Below are 17709 nucleotides of genomic sequence, written 5' to 3' on the forward strand. Positions count from 1 at the left end.
GTGCCCGTTGCTGACCACTAGCGCGTGATAAATGCGCACTCACCTCTCGACAGGCTGGTCGTTCTGGCCGAACTCCCGAGCCTCATCTTGCCAGCCCTTCAGGACTTCAAAGTTGTGCAGTACGAGGTTGGGGGCGTAGTCATAGGTCACCAGCAGCCGCGACATCCGCTCGAGCACCTCCTCGTCGTTCAACTGGGCCAACCACGCCGCGATCTGCGGGCTGCTCGGGGACCCGCCCATCTGGCCGATCATGTCGACCAGATCAACCCGTGCCGATGCCGCAACGAGGCGCTGCTTGTGGCGTTCCCCTGCGGACGTCGCCGATCCCACCGAGATCGCTCGACGCTCGTCCCCATGCCCGACGGCGATCTCGTAGCGCGTCGGAAGCGCAGGCTCGGGCGGTTCTGTCCCCGTGATCAGGCGCGGCACCGCCTGCGTGCGGACCCAATGGGCGATCTCATCGAGTTCCTGCGTCAGGACCGGCCACCGGTCCGTGTCTGGTCGGTTGATCCCGACCGTAGGAAACATGGTGACAGGGACCCTGGTGCCCATCGGGGTCTCCGCGATGATGTCGCCAACGCGCAGCGGTTCCTCGGGCCGGGGAGCAAGGTCGCGCACTGAGCGAGGCATCTGGTCGTCCTGGTACATGGCAGCCAGACGCACCGCCGTGATCGCCGGCGTCCTGTGCTTGGCGTGGTTCGTGTGAAGCACAAGCCGGGCCAAAGGGTGTAATTGAGGCTCGTTCCGACGGTGGAATGGCTGCAGGCCGTCGATCCGTCGTACGAGCTCACTGCCGGCACGCAGTGACGGCGGGCCATTGCGTGCTCGCTTCTTCTTCCACTCCTCGAACTTCTCGTAGCTGTCTGACGCGGGCATCTCAACCAGCTTGGCGGCCTTCTCGTCGAGTGGCGCGCCGTCCACGAACTCGACCTCGGCAAAGAGCGTGTGCTCGAGTGCGGCCCGGAGCGCCACGAGCGCGTCGGCAACGAGCAGCGGCACCTTGCGCGGGATCGGATCTACGCGCTCTACAACGGTTCGGCTGAACCTGCCCGCAGGCACCTCGCGCAGGCCGATCACGCCGTCTGGCTGCGTCTGGTAGTCGAAGAGGAGATCCGCGACCTGCCCGATCAGCTCGTCGGCGTGGGAAATTGTCGCGGCGACGCCGAGATGGCGCTCAGGGAGCCAGGTATACGTCTGATCGGTCATGACGATACTCTAGGGGTCGCTGCCCGTAAGCCGGCTTATCGTCACCGTGGGTCACATGATGTGGTCGTGCTCATGAGGGTCGAGCCATTCGCTTAGTTTCCGGGTGAGAGCTGACGACGAATTGTGGAGCGTGTTTCGGCATTGAGCGTGCTATCCGCGGCGACCAGCAGGCCGGTATCATTTTCGTTCGAGCAATCCGGCCACCCGTCACAAACAGCGATCACGAAAGCGCACTGGGATGCGCTGACTGGACGCAGCGTTTTCTCGGAAGAAGGAATCCTGCTGCGCTCGATGCACACGTCCGCCGCTCATCTGCTGCGGGGTGTCTGTGCGATGTATGTCCCTACTTCCACTAACCCCAACCGTCAATGATCTTCTGTTCCTCAGGAGTCGGACGAGGAGCTGCGGGTATGTGCCCGGACCACCATCGATTGACCACACGGACGGGTGCATCGTGCTGGCCCTCCCATCTTCGCGGCGTCCAGAATCGAAATAGGGATTCGTCCGAATTGGGTAAGTCGATCAGCTGAGACCGGATGCTGACCGGCTGCGAGGGAAGGTATAGCCTCTCCGCAATGCTGTCTCCCGCGCAAGCGATCGCGAAGCTATGCGCATTCGCGAGGATCGAACTGTTTAGGTCGATCGCTTCGCTCGTCGTTAGCATCGAACCAGGCTCCAAGGGAGGCTCCAGATCACGTCGGTACATAGCAAGCACAGAATAGGGGCCCAGAGGGAAGGCCAAAATCGGAGCGCCCCACACCCCACCCCCTATCGCGGGATTGGCCATGTACTCATGTAGCTCGATGACAGGCTCATCACAAGTAATTAGCGCCCTTCGAGTCCCATAAAGCGTTACATGGCGTGTCATGAGGATGCCGGCGATATGTGTCGCTGCTTTTGCTGAAGACTCCAGGTCTTCTTTCCGTGGGAGCGGCAGTTGCGACGGATCGGTGCGGAAACGTTCGACATCCGCAACAAGCTTTTCGAGGTCCTCGGAGGCGAACGACTGGTCACCGGCGGACAATTCGCGAGCTAGTTCGCCAGGTCCGCCGATCTCCAGGACCCGGGCCATCTGCTCGGCAATCATTGCACGCCGCCGCAGACGCGCAGAGCGGCTGCGCGTCATCTGCACAGCCAGAAAGAGACATAGCCACTGATGTGCTTCGTCGTCCATGGCCCCCGGGCCGGCAGCATCGATGCGTGCGATCGATGCCGCGGCCTTCCTCTCGACCTCCGAAAGCCACGCTTCCCAATAGACCGGCGACGTCTCATCGTCCGGCTCATCAAGTCGATAGAAGTCAGTCTCCAACGCGGCCTGGGCCGGAGAGAGTTCGTAGGCGTTCCGCCCGCGCAGTAGGTCAACGACTCTTACTCGCCCATCGACAGCCCAGCGATCGATGTAGAACCGGGGGACGAGATGATGGCGTCTTGGCTCCTGCCCCGCCGCTGTCATTGCAGCAGCCCGCGCAGCTGCCGTAGCCCATAGGTCATACGTAAGTTCCGCTCCCATCTCAGGAGCGTATCCAAAGAGGACAGCATTGGCGGAACTGTGTCTGGCCACGCGTCATTCCTTAACCTGCGCAAACCTTCGGAACCGGGACTCCCCATTGCGGAACCAGAGGCTCGTTTCGGTCGAGCCCGACTGCAAGGCTGACTTGATGGCGGCCGTGGTAGCGCCACATGCTCATGCTGTCGCCGTCAGATAAGGCGGAAAGCACAAATGAAAGCCGCGATCTCTCCCTTACTTCGGGAATGTATCTTTCCAACCCCTCGACTTCCGTCGGCAGCGCTGCCCGCTGATCCTCAAAATGCTTTCGAAGCTGATCCTGACACACAGTAGTTCGTTCGTATCTTTCATGAACGCCGCCGAACCGCCCACAGCTCGTTCTTCGTAAGGATATTCATCAAGGCGGCACCATCGGTGCAGTGCCCAACCAGTGCCGGCGCATTCTTCTCATGCCCCGAGCCCACGCTGCTCATGGTGTTGGGCGTTCACGCTTCGCCGGGAGCATCAGCCAACACGAGCCAGCGGAAGCAGCTCGGAGTCCGACTCAACATTCGGCTGGGTCTGCACCATCTTGAAGAATATGTCTGACTGCGCTGCGGTCAGATACTGGAAGCTCTGCGGGGGACGAAGGGTCGTGCCCAGTTCAGACAGGGGGACTGGTTCAAGGAATCGGCCAGCGGTCTCGACAAGGATCCCTGTTCCGTGCTCCCGCTGGTCGTAGTAGTCAAAGAACCTGCTCTTTGAGATCCCACCAACTGCACGGAATGTGGACCAGAGCCTCTTCGGGGACATGGTCTTCTGCCCGCGGACAGCAAACCACCCAAGAAGTGAGCCAACAGGCATGGTGGCATAGATCAGAACGTGGCTGACGTCATCGGCGACGGGCCGCTTGCGGAACTCCACAATCTTCTCGCCGGCGAGAATCGCATTGGCAAACTCCGGCCTGATAGACATCAGGGCTACCCTTCCTGGAGTGTTCTTGCCCACTGAATTCCTCCCTCTGATTTGATTTGGGCGATGGATTGCGGGGACTCTTCCATGACTCCCAGCATTTTGAGGTTTTCGCGCGACACTGGCGCGTCGAGCACTTGGTCAAGCCTGAATTTGACCGCCAGTACTTCCTTTGCGCACATCTTCTGGAGTTCCTCGGCACGGTATACGGTGCGTGCTCCGGCGAAACTCAGCACGTCGGCCAGGACGCTGGTGCGTCGTGTTTCTTCAACGACGCCAACAGCGTGCACAGCCCGCCTTTCGTGCGTCCGGAGAAAGAAAAGAGTGTCGCCCGGCTCCAACGTTTTTATACCCGAGTGGCAGATGTATACCTTACGGATTGCGTTTCCATAGGTCGAATCGAAGAAAGACTGCTGTGGTTCGGACGCAGGGAAGAGCATGCTGTGGAATACCGGAATGATAGGGACGAGGAATGCCCTGTTCACACGTCGCTTTCCAGGGCCGTAGCGCCTGTTGTACTCGAGGGGGTGCTCAGGCGGCTCTTGGTCGACGCTGGGCTCCAGGATCTTGCCAAGCATAATTTGTCCGGACGCCCCCGGTTTGGGCCCCAAATCGAAGAAGCCGAATTCCTTCAGCATCGCGAGCAACGGCTCTTTGTCCAAAGAAGCCTCGATGAAGCAGGTGTCAGCCCGCATCGACCGGATGCGGGCTATGACGGCTTCCAGCAGTGTCTCTCCCAGTTTCTTGCCCTGGTTGGCTTCGGCAATCTTGAATGTACAGATCTTCACGCTGTTTCCGGTCAATCCGGACACTTCCGGTTCCTGACGATCGAGGACCGCCAGGCCACGGATGTCCCTGCCGCCCCCTATGACCAGACAGGCCCGTCTTTCGGCAACCACTTTCTCCCACCAGCTGGAAAAGTCCCCATAATCAGCTCGGAGTGAATCAAAGAACGGTTGGACTGGATCTATGGTGTGAGGCTGGACGTCATCGACAGAATAATGAACTGGCAGCTGCCCCGACAGTGCCGTCAACACCCCTTGGGCGTCATCGAGCATCATCACGCGGTCTTGAAGTCCCGCATGACGGGCATGCGCGTGGAGCTTCCGGTCCTCAGTTATCAGCCAGGTGGCGGCGTTACGTTGCAGTGCAAGAAGCAGCGCGGCGTCCACGCCATCGTTACTGCGGGCCCCAAGATCCGGTGCATAACGTGCCTCATTCAGGAACCCTGTGGTGAGTTCAACACGTCCCAACCGCGGATACTTCTCCAACTGACGGCGCCGGCGGTCCCTTAGGTGGCGATCCTGAATCCGCGAGATGTCGTCAAATTGATTCTCCATGATGGAGATCTTGCCGCCGGTGTCCAGAACAAGGCGATAAACATTCGACGCCGACTGGTGGTTGACGTGATCTGCATCCTCATCACCCTCGATGGCGAGAACAATATTTGTGTCCATCAGGACTCGCAGGTCCCCCATATGCCCCGCGTGGCTTCCCATTTTCTCCCCAAGCTCTCGAATGCGGCAGACCATCCGCGTTGTCCCTGCTGCCTACGCTACCGACCTGAGCTCACGCTGGCCCTTTGCCACGGCGGCGGTGCAGAAAGTGACTCTAGAAGCCGCCGGCGGCCAGCTGGGCCGCCTTAGGGCCGAAGACAAGACCTATGAACTGGCCAAAGCAGCCTCCGAAGCCATGACCCCCGAGGGCTCGAAGGCAATCGCGATCCGGCCTGCCTTCCGCACAAGACCCTGCCACTGGATATTCAAAGTGAGCTACGCATCAGATACTCACTGAGCAGCCTGATAAGACGAGGACCAAGGTGTCGAGTGAAGTCGTCGACAACGCTACGGTCATCAAAGCTGTCCAACACGCCCCCGTACCGCCGGATGACCTGCTCTCGACGAGGCGTCGGAGCGAAGAGCGCACCGTAGAAGGCTCGTTCCGCTCCGCGGGAGGAGCTGTCGCGGCACCGCGCCGGGCGAGGTCGAACAGGTGAATGCGCTCGAAGTCCCTCAGCCGCACCCAGCCGAGCGCGACGTTCGTCTTCGAGAACTGCGCGCTGCATGGCAGGCGGTCCCAAGACCACTCATGAGCACCCAGACTCCGAGGGCGACGGCCGCTGATCACTCGTTCCAGGACGTCTCCGGCGACCGTGTCGACACCAGATAAGCCTGGTATACGAGTGCATCATCATATCTATGGTTAAGAGCAATGACCCGGAGGTGCAGGAAAGCGTAAAGACCATGTGTGCGCGCCCTGCTGACACCGAAATTCTGGCTGATTTGTGGACGGTAGCCAGGATCGGTCCGACCAACTCTGGGGTTCTCGTGGGTACCTGAAGACCTACAAATTCCGATGGCATGTCCTCCAGAATGGGGATACACCAGGGCTAGGCTGGCGGAACAAAGTCGGATTGGGGGATCCCCTGAAGCGCAGAACCGGGTTGTTAGCGGCCAGGAAAACTGCCCATAGGGGCGGGGAAGCCCGGGCCAACCGCCGCTTCGAAGCGTTCCGCGAGGTCCGCCGGCTATTGAACGGTGACCCGGTGGTATCTAGGCGAGGCTCTAGCTGCGCTTTTCGAGCGGACGATACCTGTCACCAAGCATGCGCGCCCCGGCACCGGGGCGCGCATGCTGTACCTTCTCGTCGCCGGAGACAGTCCCTGTCCGGGTCCGCCTAATGAATTCCGGCCGCAGCGGGGGCGTTGGCCTGTGCCGCGGTTCGGGAAGGCAAGGTAGCTGCAGCCAGTATTCCTGCAGCCACCAGCAGCCCAGCCGCGACGGCAAGTGCGCTGCCGTATCCGGCGACCAGTTGGCCTGCCTCGGTGACGGCCGAATGCTGGCTGCTGTTGCTGACCGTTGCAGCAACGCCTGCCAAAACGGCCAGTCCGAGGGCAACGCCGATTTGCTGGGCCGAGTTCAGCAGCGCAGAGGCAATTCCGGCCTCCGTTTCCTTCGTGTAATATACGGCGGCCTGGGTCAGGGCGATAATGCCGAGGCCGAACCCAAGGGCGAGGATGAACATGGCCGGTGCCAGGTACAGCCAGTAGTTCGTGTTTACCTGGATGAAGGAGAACCAGAAGGCAGCCCCGGCACTGAGCAGTGCCCCCGCTGCTGCGATGAGGCGCGCGGCCATCTTCAGCAGCAGCTTAGGCGCGGCCCCTGCCCCGAGCACCAGCCCTGCCGCGAACGGCAGCCAGCTGGCACCGGTCCGCAGAGGGCTGTAATGCTGAACCTGCTGGAGATAAAGGGTGATCACGTAGAAGCTGCCCATGGGACCAATGGCGAGCAGCAGCATGGAGGCGTATGCGCCAGCGCGGCCACGGTCCCGGAACAGCCCCAGTGGGACCAGCGGCGTGCTGCTGCGGGATTGCAGGGCGATAAAGGCAGCCAGCAGCAGGGCTGCAGCGGCTACCAGACCAAGGCCCAGAGGATCCGCGAAACCCTCCTCGCCAAAGCGGGTAATTGCGTACACCAGGGCGACCATGCCGCTGGTTCCCAATACGGCGCCCCTGACATCGAGACTCCCGGCGCGCCGTCCTGCGCTCACCAAGGTCCGGCTGCCCAGGAGCACGAGGATGGCGATGGGTACGTTGATGAAAAAGACCCACCGCCAGCCGAGGGTGTCGGTCAGGACGCCACCAAGAAGCAATCCCACCACAATTCCGAGAGCGGACATCGCGCCGTACAGCGACAGGGCTGCATCACGGGTCTTGCGTTCGGAGAAGGTTGTCGCAATGAGGGCCAGGGCGTTGGGCGCAACCAGTGCTGCTCCCAGTCCCTGAATCGCGCGAGCAGCGATGAGCGTATCGCTGTTGGGACTGAGGCCACCGGCCAGGGAAGCCACAACAAAGAGGGTGAGGCCTGCCTGCAGGATGCGGCGCCGGCCGTAGAGGTCGCCAAGCCGGCCGCCCAGGAGCAGCAGAGCGCCAAATGCGAGGATATATGCATTCACAATCCAGGGTAGATGCACGGCGCTCACCCGGAGTTCCTGCTGGATGCTTGGCAACGCGATGTTCACAATGGAGTCATCGAGCACCAACATCAGCTGGGCGGTCGCGATCACCAGCAGCGGTACCAATCCGCGCTGCTGGCCTGGCTTTCCGGTCATAACATCTCCTCTTAGATTGGCGGGCAGCGGCCCGCAGAAGCTTTGGAAACCCCGAGGGGGCATCACTCTGTTGAATTTGGGGCGTCGCCAACAGGACCCCGCGAAAGTCGAATCCTCCCCGTTGCCGGTTCAGTCCGTTTGTGGTGGACCTGCCGGGGGAATCGTTCGCTGCTGGCTGCACGTGCCCTTCCTCGCGTCTCCTTTTTCGGGAGGGGCGCCGGATTTGAGTGCAACCAGCAGGGGCTCGGGAAGTTGCAGGGGCTCAGTCGCCTACAACTGTGTAATCGGCGGACATGACGGCCTGACGCACAGCGGCTCCGGCGGCCTTACCACCTACAAGGAGGTGGGAAGGGCCGCCGGGAACGAGCTCAATAGCCACAGACTCCACGCCCTCAAGGGCTGAGACGGCCTTCTCAACAGTGCGGGCGCAGTGCCCGCAGGTTAGGCCCTCGAGAGTGAGCTCAGCAGCAGCCGGGGTGAAGGCGGGTGGCGAAAAGGGTTCTGATGAGCAGCAACTGCACGCCGCGCCCGATGGGGCCAGGAGCAGTTGAGTGCGGTTTGCAGATTCAAACATGCCAGTTTCCATTCCTTGACGAAGCATCAATGGCGCTGGGGTTGACGGGCTGTGAGGGGCGGTGCAGGGCACACGCCGGGACATACCATGTCACTGACAACAGTTGAAAGCATACCCCCCAGGGGTATAGGAAGCAAAGTGTGGCCCGGCTGGAACGGCCCTCCGTAACGACGCCAACAGAGGCTCGGTCAGCGTCGCCACAGCGCCAATCTTCGCTTTGTGTCATGGTCCACCGTGTGCACGATGGACAACCTTCGGATGGTCCGCCGGTCAGGCCTCGATGAGAGATGGTTTTACGGATCTTTCGGGTGCCGGCACGATTCCTCAACACACCGGTTATGACGAAGCGCCCGGCTGGCTTTCCCAGCCGGGCGCTTGCCCATTCCTTAGTTCATCGAAGAAGGTCCCCCTGCTTCGGCACATCTGACCCGATGCGGGGGCCAGTCATAAGGACAGTGTCACCGTACTTTCTTCACGGGGAGGATCGTCAGTGCCCCCAACAGGGCGATCCCGGCCGCTACGGCGAGCAGGAGGTCGTAACGGCCACCACCCATGGTAACCAGGGCTGCCGAGACCGCCGGGGCGAGTGTCTGCGGACCTGTCATGGCGATGTTGAATACGCCGAGGTCCTTCGCTGTGTCATCAGGATTCGGAAGGACATCGATGACGAGGGCGAGGTCAACAGCGATGTAGATGCCAAAGCCAATGCCGATGACCAGTTCCGCCCAGTAGAACCCACTGGTGGAGTCGGCCGCAGTGAGCATCCAGGTGCCGATGCCGAAGATTATGGCCGAGGTCCAAATGAAGACTTTCCGCCGCCCTAGCCTGTCGGAGATCCATCCGGCAATCTGGCCGGCCGTAACCAAGGCGAGCGTGTAGATGAGAACGCCGGTTGCCAGTGCGCCGGCCGCATCCTGTTTGGACAGGCCCAGATCCTGCTGTAGGTACAGGAGGCGGAAGGTGACGAACATAAACATCGCCAGGACGACGAGGAAGCGGGAGACCCAGGCGAACGCGAAGTCGGGGTTCTTGCGGGGGTTTACCCAGAAGGTCTTCAGGGCGGTCCGCAACCCGCCTTCTGAGGCAGGGCGGCGCTCCATTGGCCGGTCCGGCAGTACGAAGGCGAAGACAAGGACCAGCACCAGGGCGAGGACGCCGGGGACCAGGAAGAGTAGGAGCATGTTCTGCCCGAAAAGGCTTGCCGAATAGGCTGCGCCGAGGGAGGCTGCCTGGGAAGCAATGCCGATCATGCCGCTTACTTTGCCTCGCTGCCACTGGGGTACCTGGTCTGCCAGGGTCGCCGTATGTGCAGCGACCGCCGCGTTGCCGAGAGCCTGCGCGAAGAACCAGCCGATGCCCAGCACTACGGCATTCGGGGCCGTGGCGATGACGGCCAGGCATGCCAGGAGTCCCAAAGCTCCGGCAACCAGCCAGGGACGGCGGCGGCCGAAACGTCCGACGGTGCGGTCGCTAAGGCGGCCAAAAACGGGGTCGAAGAGGAGGGCTGCGAACGCGCCCATGGAGATGACGGTGCCCAGTGTGGCGGCAACGTCCGGTCCCGGAACCAGAGACTGCACCTTGAGTGTCATGCCGACGACGATGGGCATAAAAAGGGCAATCATCAGTCCCAGCCGCGCGAGCACCATCGTTGTGATGACACTGGCCTGGGCCTTTTCGACGGGGACGGGAGCGTAGGACAACGAGTTGGGCGCTTCGGGTCCTGCAGCAGAATCAGACACAACCATGGGTCTCATTGCTTTCTATTGGGAGAGGGGAGGCGGGCCAGACGTAGCCCGTGTGATAGGAACCACAGTACCGCAGACCGACCGAGTATGCGGTCGGTTTATCAAATCGTTACTTTTTCGTCGCGCAAAGCTTGCGTTACCGACCGTGTAGTCGGTCGGCGTGCTATCGTTGTGATTCGAAGCACAACAGAAGGGGCACCAGTCCCGAAATTCGCCACTTTCCTGACGAAGGAGTCTTCCGATGAGCGTTCCTGCCACTGATCTTCCTGTCGTGTCCGGCGTGCAGTCGGACTTCATAGATGAAGCGGTGCAGTCCCTTGACCTGACAGGAAAGATCCGGCTGCTTTCCGGTGCAAAGATGTTCAGCCTCTGGGGTGATGCTTCCATTGGCTTGGACGAGATTGTCATGTCTGATGGCCCGACCGGTGTGCGTGGTGAAGAAGTTGTCGGTGGTCGCGAGAGCTGCCTGCTGCCGAACGCCACACTGCTGGCGCAGACGTGGAACTCTGGCGTGCTCGACGAGGTCGGCGCACTTCTGGCAGAGGAAGCCATGGACCAGCAGACCCACATCGTCCTGGGCCCCACGATCAACCTCCACCGCACTCCCCTGGGTGGTCGCCTCTTCGAGTGCTTCAGTGAGGACCCGTACCTCACCGGTGTCCTCGCGGCCGCCTATGTCCGCTCCCTCCAGAGCCGGGGCATCGGAGCGTCCCCGAAACATTTCCTCGCCAACGAATCCGAAATACAGCGCACCACTGTTGACTGCGTCGTTGACGAACAGACCCTGCGGGAGCTTTACCTGCTGCCGTTCGAAATCGTGAATCACGACGCGCAGCCGTGGACCGTGATGGCCTCCTACAACGGCGTAAACGGCGTCACCGCCACGGAGCACGATGAGCTCCTCAATGACATTCTGAAAAAAGAGTGGGGCTTTGACGGGCTTGTCATGTCCGACTGGTTCGCCACAAAGACGGCCGCGGAAAGCGCGAACGCCGGCCTGGACCTGGTGATGCCCGGGCCCGAAACGGTCTGGAGCACATCCCTGGAGAAAGCCGTGCGTTCCGGCGACGTCCCCGAAGAAGCCATCGATGACCACGTTCGCCGGTTACTGATTCTTGCCGCCCGGGTCGGCGCCTTCGGCACACGGCGTGACTGGCCCGCTGACATTGCCCGGCCCGACAGCGGAGTCCGCCGCGAACAGCTGCGAAGGATCGCTGCCCAGGGCATGGCAGTGCTCAAGAATGACAACGCCACCCTTCCGCTCGCCAACGAAACGGGGACCGTGGCCGTGATCGGTCGCCACGCTACTGACACCGTCGCCCAGGGCGGCGGCTCCGCCCGGGTCCGCCCGCCGCACATTGTGAGCATCGCAGATGGCCTTACGTCCGCGCTCGGCCCGGGGGCCACGATCGTGGACGGGGTGGAAACCAGGACGCGAATGGTGGCCGCGCCTGCCTCGACTGTGCGCGATCCCGAAAACGGCACTCCCGGGATGCGGGTCCGCGCTCTCGACGAGCAGGGCAACGTCATTGAGTCCCGCCACTTTGACGTAGCCGAACTTGAAGTAGCTGACGATGGTTGGCTCGCAAATGCGGTCAGGATCGAGCTCTCGGCCGACGTCGCCATGTCGTCACCGGCCCGGATGCGCGTCGGCGTGATCGGACCCGGCCAATGGACCGTGACGGCGCCCGGCCACCACGAGACGTTCGCCGTAACCCCGCATGATGGTCCCGGCGGCGGCCTTCACCGGCCCAAGAGCCACGTCGCAGTGGTGCCCTTGGAAGCCGGCGCCAGGATTACCGCCACCACCGGGCCCCACTTCGAAATGAGAATCATCGGGCTCGTCGTCACAGCGGCCGCCCGCCCCGCCGCCGCCGCGATCCGTGAGGCCGTGGTGGCAGCGGCATCGGCTGACACTGCCATTGTCGTCGTCGGCAACACCCAGGAACAGGAAACCGAAGGCCAGGACAAGAAAACGCTGGCATTGCCCGGCGACCAGGACGCCCTCGTGGCCGCCGTCGCCGCCGTCGCACGGCGTACTGTCGTCATCGTGAACGCCGCCACACCGGTCCTCATGCCCTGGCTTGATAATGTCGACGCCGTGCTCTTCGCCGGGCTCCCCGGGCAGGAAGCAGGAGACGCAGTCGCTGCAGCGCTGACCGGTGACATCGAACCGTCGGGGCGACTCGTTACCACCTTCCCCGCCCGTGACGGCGAAGGGCCGGCCTGGGGGACCATGCCCACCGACGGGCGTCTCGAGTACGCGGAAGGGCCGCGAGTAGGCTACCGAGGATGGCACCAATCCGGGACACAGCCCTTGTTCTGGTTCGGCCACGGCCTCGGCTACACTTCCTGGGACTACACCTCAGCGCACATCACCGGGCAGGACGGGACGGGGGTTAAAGCCGTTGCCGTGGCCCTGACCAACACAGGTCAGCGTTCCGGCAGGGAAACCGTGCAGGTCTACCGCGTCCCCGCCGGCGAGGATCAGCCTGCACGTCTTATCGGATGGGCACAGGTTTCCCTCGATCCCGGGCAGAGCGCTACTGTTCAGGTTGAGTGTGATCTCCGAACCCAGCGGATCTGGGACGTGGAAGAACACATATGGCTGCCGCTCTCCGGCGGTTCAATCGTGATTGCGCGTGGCCTCGGCGATCCCCGCATCACGGTTCCGCTCGAAAACGGACAGGAGTCCTAAGGCATGTCTTACCCACCCGGCTACCGCATTGAACGCGAGCGGAACCGCACGGAAAAGGCCGGCGACATCGCCCGGGCCAAGGCCATCCAGGCGGCGATTGAGCTGTTCTCGACCAGCGGGTACAACAAGTCCTCCATCGCCGAGGTAGCACTCCGGACCGGGCTGTCCCAGTCAGGCCTCCTCCACCATTTCCCCAACAAGACCGCCCTGCTCACTGCGGTGCTCGAACAGCGGGAAAAGGAAGACAGCGAATTCCTCTTCGGAGAAGGCGCGGCACCCATGGGATGGGCGGCCTTCGACTCGCTCGTCGCCCTCGTTGCCCGCAACTCCACCCGGCCGGAGTGGATCGGCCTGTTCGTCCGGATCTCGGCAGAAGCCACCGAAGCCAAACACCCGGCAAACCAATGGATGCTCGATCACTACCGCAGCACCCGGGAATGGCTCACCCAAGCCATCGAGGACGGCAAGCGAACGGGCGAGATCCTCCCGGACGCCCCCGTTGAAGCCATCGTCCGCAACACCATCGCCGTGCTTGACGGGCTCCAGCAGCAATGGGTGGCCGAACCGCACAGCATGTCAATGGTCGCGGAGCTCCGGGTGTACCTTGACCAGCTTCGTGCTACCTGGGGAAACTCTCAGCAGTAACCACAGCACCTGCCAGGCCCAGTTGCCCGCCGCGCGTACCAGTCGAGCGTGCGGGGCATTCTGGCGTACCCGTTCCCACCCTGAAAGGCGCCCCCTCATGCCCGCTCTCCCCCAGCACATGTACGACTTCATCTCCCAACCCAATCCTGCAGTCATGTCCACGGTCGCCTCCGACGGGCGCCCTGTCAGCGTCCAGATCGTCTATCTCGCCGAAGATGCCGGGCACATCCTCCTGAGCATCGCTTCCGGAAATTCCCGCGGCGGCCGGCTCCAGCACCTGCGAGAAGACCCCCGCATGTCCCTCACCGTGCTCAAGAACGACGACTGGACAGAGGCCGTCACCGTTCTGGGAACCGCCGTTGAATTCTTCGACGACAAGGACCTCCAGATCATCGATGCCATGACCACCCACTACTTCGGTGCGCCCTACGCGATCCGCAACCCGCGCACGGCAGTGAGGGTCCGCATCGACGAATGGACCGAACACTCCAACGCGATGTTCCGCATCAACAAAGCCGGAGAAGGCGAGACAGTTGGCTGAGCTCAATCGCTTTCCCAAAAGAGTCTTCAGCCAGGGAGATGAACCGGACCCACGGTTCAGCCTCGCTAATGAACGCACCTTCCTGGCGTGGATCCGCACCGCACTGGCTTTACTCGCCGGCGGGGTCGCTCTCGAGGCACTGGGCCTCGGCATCCATCCCGGGTACCGGCTCTCTGCGTCCATCCTGCTGATCCTCAGCGGGATCATGTCGGCCATCCAGGCCTGGGGCGGGTGGACGAGGACGGAACAGGCCCTGCGGAAGAGTTCACCCCTTCCCCCGACGATCCTCTCGCTCCCCCTGACTGTTCTGCTGGTAGCGGTTGCGGTCCTGGTTCTGATTGGAATCGTTCTGAAGTGACCGGGCTCTTCGATCCCGGTCTCCAACCGGAGCGCACGGGTCTGGCCTGGCAACGGACCTGTCTTGCGTTCCTCGCAGGCTCCCTCGTCGCCATGAAGGTCCTTCCGCCCATCCTGGGGCCCTGGTCACTGCTGTTGGGTGTGGCGGGCGTTCTGGAGTCCGTGCTCTTACTGTTTGTGGTCCGTCGGCGATACCTCCAGCACCATCAAATTCTCACAGCCCCGGACGGGCCACCTGCCCGGGCCGCCGACGGCTTCCTTCCGGCCGCTCTTGGCGCCTCGACATTGGTTGCAGGGTTTGTTTCGCTGGCTCTGGTCCTGACAATCCGGCTTTAGGGACGTCGTCGGATATTCCGCCCTGGAGAGGGCAACTGCGTGGAACAGTGTGTTCAGTATCGGGGGCGGTACAGCTTTCGTACTTGTCCGGTCTACAGAGCAGGGCGCTGAATTGAAGCAAGGCGTCACTGCTGACGCCTTAAACCACGAAGGAGTAGACGAAGAACTATGACTACAGACCTCTCGCGCATGCAGAAGGCCAATTTTGTCGACGAGGACAATTACGAACTCATCACTATCGGGCGGATCACGAAGAGGATGGTGACCCTTGACGGGGCCAGCGCCGTTCTCGTCCGCTTTCCGGTGGGGGCATCAGTGACGGAGGATGCGGTCAAGACCGGAATTCTCGACACGGATATGTGTCCTATGCCGCATGTCGCCTACATCCTGGAAGGCAGTTTGGGGGTGCGCCAGCGTACCGGATCCGAGGAGGAATTCTCAGCCGGAGATCTTATGATGCTGCCGCCGGAGCATGAAGCATGGACCGTCGGGGACAGGGACTGCGTCTTTATCGAATTCATGCGTGGGACCAGTGACGTCTACGACTACTGGCCGGAGCACTGAGCGGGCGCGTAGGCGCCATGTGAAGTGATGGCACGATGAGCGCTGAAGATAGCGCTCATCATGCCACGTCTCCCGTTGGGCAAGTCGCCGCGCCTAACGGGAGGCGTGCCAGAAGTCATCATCTAACTGTTCGCCGGCTTCGTCCCAGAGGGGATGGCGGCGCTGTAACATCGAGGGTGTTGACGACAGCCAGGCTGCCTACTTCCGTCGCCGGCGGTCTGCCTGTTCGACCAGTTCCGTAATCCATGGCCGATGTCCGCGTCGAAATTCCATCCACTCAGGCAGGCCCTGAATAGAGGGGCCGGACCTATCGATGTCGATGGTGATCCGGCCGCCACCAACAGGTGCGTTGGTGATGTGCAGATCACCATAGGCTTCCGGAAGCACAGGATCCATCCACAGTCCCCGACGGGAGACATGAACGTCGTACCGCATCAGGTTCGTCACCAGGAGGATCGGGGCCGTTGCTGCCCAAGCCTGGGGCGAACACGCCGTTGGATAAGGTACGGGTTCGGCGAACTGATCACGGCTGAAGCCGCAGAAGAGCTCGGGCAAGCGCCCGCCCGAGAATTCGGCGGCTTCCAATATCGCAGTGGTAATGCGCTGTGCTTCCGCCACGAAGCCGTATCGCAACAGACCGGCAGCGATGATTGCATTGTCGTGGGGCCATACCGAGCCGTTGTGATAGCTGGCCGGGTTATATGCGCCCATGTTGCTGGCCAAGGTCCGTATACCCCAGCCGCTGAACATCTCCGGAGACATAAGCCGCTCGGCAACCTGCGGAGCCTTGTCCTCGTCTACGAGTCCGTAGACCAGACAGTGGCCCATGTTGGAAGCACACGCGTCCACCTGTCGCTTCCTGCCGTCGAGTGCGATTGCATAGTACCCCCGGTCCGGCATCCAGAACTGCTCGTTAAATCTCCGCTTCAGTTCCGCCGCCCGATCGGCGAGATCATCTCCCCGTGCCGTGTCGCCCGCGTCGTATGCCATCCAGGCACGCGCGGTATACGCAGCATAGACATAGGCCTGGACTTCACAGAGCGCGATCGGGGGCTCCGCAAGTGTTCCATCGGCAAAATTGATGCCGTCCCAGGAGTCTTTCCAGCCTTGGTTTATCAGGCCCTGGTCGTTGAGCCGTTCATACTCGACGAAACCGTCGCCGTCCTTGTCCCCGTAGTGACGTATCCATTCCAGGGCGCGGTCCGCGTGGGGCAGCAAACCGGCGATAATATCCGCACCGAATCCCCACCGGCTGACGGCTCCGAGCACATCCACAAATAACGGAGTCGCGTCGACGCTCCCGTAGTAGGCTGATTTGCCTCCAAGGGCCAAACCGGCATTGAGGCTAAGCCTTACTTCGTGCAGGATCTTGCCGGGCTCCTCCTCCGTCAGTGGGTCCACGACGCTTCCTTGCCGGTCCGCCAGCGTCTGCAGCGTCCCCAAAGCCAGTGAGGGATCCACCGGTAACGCCATTTCCGAGGCCCACAGGGAATCCCGGCCAAAGAGCGTCATGAACCACGGCGCACCTGCCGCCACCACAACGCGTTCGGGATGATCCGGATCCTCGATCCGGAGGGCACCCAAGTCGTCGTAGCTCCGCCGTAACGTCCGCTCAATGGATCGGTTACCCATGCGAACGACGGGAATCCTGGCAACCCATTCCTTGCGGCGCCGGTCACTGGGGGACAACTCCTCCCCCTCAGGGTGGACAAGGGTGGCGCTCCGGCCAGAGCCTTCAACCTCAACCCGGGCACTGACGACAGCGCTCCAGTCCCCTTGCGGTGGGACAGATACCAGAAAGGTGACCCCCTCCGGCTTCACCTCTGCTCCCGGAGCCTGAATAACCACCCGTTTTCGCATGCCTTGCCAGACACCGGAAATGGTCAGCTGGTCCCCATCCACGTACCGGGTTGCGTCCCACGCACGCTGGATCCGGGCTTCCTTCACTTCAAAAAGGTCCGCGAAGTCAGCTTCAACCTCGAGGGAAATCGCGCATTCGACGGGTTTGGTTGAATAATTGCGTACGGTAAGTCGCTCCTGAATACCCGCGCCGACTTCCCGCAGGCGCTCCACGATCAGCGGGCTGTCCGCATATCCGTCGGAACGGGGAACGCGACCTGCAAACAGGGCCCGGAACGGCTCGCGCGTCTCGGCAGCCAGGGACTCAAGCGGATGACTGTTAACTGTCAGGTTCCAGCGGGACAGGAATCGGGTGTCCTGCACGAACAGGCCATGCGGGTGCTCGGGATGAATGTCGCCATTGGGCAAAGAAATGCAGAACGAGGTTTCCTCGACCAGGGTGACGGTCCCTGCCCCTACTGGGCCGGCAGCCGTGTCAGCATTCCATCCAGCCATCCTGGTTCCTCCAAGAAAGCAGCGCCGGCACAACGTGGTCTCTTAGACACGCTTGGGCGACGGCACCTCTGTTTACTTGACCCTACTCTCCCCCGGCTAAGGGGTGTAGACCCTGTTTCA

At 61.9% G+C, this 17709-nt stretch carries 15 protein-coding genes; 7 read left to right on the forward strand and 8 right to left on the reverse strand.

What is annotated here, in order from left to right; all coding sequences use genetic code 11:
- Positions 1-39: 39 nt before the first annotated feature.
- The 4 genes from ACNAOT_RS13745 to ACNAOT_RS13760 all read right to left on the reverse strand — a co-directional run bounded on the left by ACNAOT_RS13745 (position 40) and on the right by ACNAOT_RS13760 (position 5121).
- Positions 40-1206 (reverse strand): hypothetical protein, encoded by a 1167-nt coding sequence (locus tag ACNAOT_RS13745; protein WP_056387737.1) that lies wholly within the window; start codon positions 1204-1206, stop codon positions 40-42.
- A gap of 352 nt (positions 1207-1558) precedes the next feature.
- On the reverse strand, positions 1559-2767 hold the full coding sequence (locus ACNAOT_RS13750) for a DUF4238 domain-containing protein (RefSeq protein WP_056387742.1): 1209 nt from the start codon (positions 2765-2767) through the stop codon (positions 1559-1561).
- A gap of 450 nt (positions 2768-3217) precedes the next feature.
- Positions 3218-3667, reverse strand: a complete 450-nt coding sequence (locus ACNAOT_RS13755) for a hypothetical protein (protein WP_056387745.1) — start codon at positions 3665-3667, stop codon at positions 3218-3220.
- 5 nt (positions 3668-3672) lie between these two features.
- Positions 3673-5121, reverse strand: coding sequence for a hypothetical protein (locus ACNAOT_RS13760; protein ID WP_142133539.1), 1449 nt, complete (start codon positions 5119-5121; stop codon positions 3673-3675).
- 61 nt (positions 5122-5182) lie between these two features.
- Between ACNAOT_RS13760 and ACNAOT_RS13765 the strand changes: the two genes are divergently transcribed.
- Positions 5183-5458, forward strand: coding sequence for a hypothetical protein (locus ACNAOT_RS13765; protein ID WP_142133538.1), 276 nt, complete (start codon positions 5183-5185; stop codon positions 5456-5458).
- Positions 5459-6340: 882 nt separating this feature from the next.
- On the opposite strand, the gene ACNAOT_RS13770 is transcribed toward ACNAOT_RS13765, so the two are convergent.
- From ACNAOT_RS13770 to ACNAOT_RS13780, 3 genes are all read right to left on the reverse strand, one after another.
- Positions 6341-7774, reverse strand: coding sequence for an MFS transporter (locus tag ACNAOT_RS13770; RefSeq protein WP_056387751.1), 1434 nt, complete (start codon positions 7772-7774; stop codon positions 6341-6343).
- A gap of 262 nt (positions 7775-8036) precedes the next feature.
- Positions 8037-8348 (reverse strand): heavy-metal-associated domain-containing protein, encoded by a 312-nt coding sequence (locus ACNAOT_RS13775; RefSeq protein WP_082581627.1) that lies wholly within the window; start codon positions 8346-8348, stop codon positions 8037-8039.
- A gap of 458 nt (positions 8349-8806) precedes the next feature.
- Entirely contained in the window at positions 8807-10093 is a 1287-nt protein-coding gene (locus tag ACNAOT_RS13780) for an MFS transporter (protein WP_420178309.1), read from the reverse strand.
- Between the two features lie 241 nt (positions 10094-10334).
- Between ACNAOT_RS13780 and ACNAOT_RS13785 the strand changes: the two genes are divergently transcribed.
- From ACNAOT_RS13785 to ACNAOT_RS13810, 6 genes are all read left to right on the forward strand, one after another.
- A complete protein-coding gene (locus tag ACNAOT_RS13785) occupies positions 10335-12791 on the forward strand; it encodes a glycoside hydrolase family 3 C-terminal domain-containing protein (protein WP_056387762.1) in 2457 nt (818 codons plus the stop codon).
- Positions 12792-12794: 3 nt separating this feature from the next.
- Positions 12795-13436 carry a TetR/AcrR family transcriptional regulator gene (locus tag ACNAOT_RS13790; RefSeq protein ID WP_056387765.1) on the forward strand — a complete coding sequence of 214 codons (642 nt, stop codon included), beginning with the start codon at positions 12795-12797 and terminating at the stop codon, positions 13434-13436.
- Between the two features lie 97 nt (positions 13437-13533).
- On the forward strand, positions 13534-13977 hold the full coding sequence (locus tag ACNAOT_RS13795) for a pyridoxamine 5'-phosphate oxidase family protein (RefSeq protein ID WP_082581628.1): 444 nt from the start codon (positions 13534-13536) through the stop codon (positions 13975-13977).
- Positions 13970-14335 (forward strand): YidH family protein, encoded by a 366-nt coding sequence (locus ACNAOT_RS13800; RefSeq protein ID WP_056387771.1) that lies wholly within the window; start codon positions 13970-13972, stop codon positions 14333-14335. Before ACNAOT_RS13795 ends, ACNAOT_RS13800 begins: the two co-directional genes overlap by 8 nt.
- Positions 14332-14670 carry a DUF202 domain-containing protein gene (locus ACNAOT_RS13805; RefSeq protein ID WP_056387774.1) on the forward strand — a complete coding sequence of 113 codons (339 nt, stop codon included), beginning with the start codon at positions 14332-14334 and terminating at the stop codon, positions 14668-14670. Before ACNAOT_RS13800 ends, ACNAOT_RS13805 begins: the two co-directional genes overlap by 4 nt.
- Positions 14671-14838: 168 nt before the next feature.
- Positions 14839-15234: a hypothetical protein gene (locus tag ACNAOT_RS13810; RefSeq protein ID WP_056387777.1), complete on the forward strand. Its 396-nt coding sequence runs from the start codon at positions 14839-14841 to the stop codon at positions 15232-15234.
- A gap of 198 nt (positions 15235-15432) precedes the next feature.
- Here ACNAOT_RS13810 and ACNAOT_RS13815 read toward each other — a convergent pair whose 3' ends face one another.
- Positions 15433-17589 (reverse strand): glycogen debranching N-terminal domain-containing protein, encoded by a 2157-nt coding sequence (locus ACNAOT_RS13815; RefSeq protein WP_056387780.1) that lies wholly within the window; start codon positions 17587-17589, stop codon positions 15433-15435.
- Between the last annotated feature and the right edge of the window lie 120 nt (positions 17590-17709).

The organism is Paenarthrobacter sp. TA1.8 (assembly GCF_048595705.1).
Lineage (GTDB): Bacteria > Actinomycetota > Actinomycetes > Actinomycetales > Micrococcaceae > Arthrobacter > Arthrobacter nitroguajacolicus.

What these genes read in the sequence shown, in the direction of transcription:
- ACNAOT_RS13755 (WP_056387745.1), bottom strand. Translation starts at nt 3,667, where the DNA reads ATGTCTATCAGGCCGGAGTTTGCCAATGCGATTCTCGCCGGCGAGAAG.
- ACNAOT_RS13810 (WP_056387777.1), top strand. Translation starts at nt 14,839, where the DNA reads ATGACTACAGACCTCTCGCGCATGCAGAAGGCCAATTTTGTCGACGAG.
- ACNAOT_RS13780 (WP_420178309.1), bottom strand. Translation starts at nt 10,093, where the DNA reads ATGGTTGTGTCTGATTCTGCTGCAGGACCCGAAGCGCCCAACTCGTTG.
- ACNAOT_RS13785 (WP_056387762.1), top strand. Translation starts at nt 10,335, where the DNA reads ATGAGCGTTCCTGCCACTGATCTTCCTGTCGTGTCCGGCGTGCAGTCG.
- ACNAOT_RS13775 (WP_082581627.1), bottom strand. Translation starts at nt 8,348, where the DNA reads ATGTTTGAATCTGCAAACCGCACTCAACTGCTCCTGGCCCCATCGGGC.
- ACNAOT_RS13765 (WP_142133538.1), top strand. Translation starts at nt 5,183, where the DNA reads ATGCGGCAGACCATCCGCGTTGTCCCTGCTGCCTACGCTACCGACCTG.
- ACNAOT_RS13795 (WP_082581628.1), top strand. Translation starts at nt 13,534, where the DNA reads ATGCCCGCTCTCCCCCAGCACATGTACGACTTCATCTCCCAACCCAAT.
- ACNAOT_RS13760 (WP_142133539.1), bottom strand. Translation starts at nt 5,121, where the DNA reads ATGGACACAAATATTGTTCTCGCCATCGAGGGTGATGAGGATGCAGAT.
- ACNAOT_RS13815 (WP_056387780.1), bottom strand. Translation starts at nt 17,589, where the DNA reads ATGGCTGGATGGAATGCTGACACGGCTGCCGGCCCAGTAGGGGCAGGG.
- ACNAOT_RS13790 (WP_056387765.1), top strand. Translation starts at nt 12,795, where the DNA reads ATGTCTTACCCACCCGGCTACCGCATTGAACGCGAGCGGAACCGCACG.
- ACNAOT_RS13745 (WP_056387737.1), bottom strand. Translation starts at nt 1,206, where the DNA reads ATGACCGATCAGACGTATACCTGGCTCCCTGAGCGCCATCTCGGCGTC.
- ACNAOT_RS13770 (WP_056387751.1), bottom strand. Translation starts at nt 7,774, where the DNA reads ATGACCGGAAAGCCAGGCCAGCAGCGCGGATTGGTACCGCTGCTGGTG.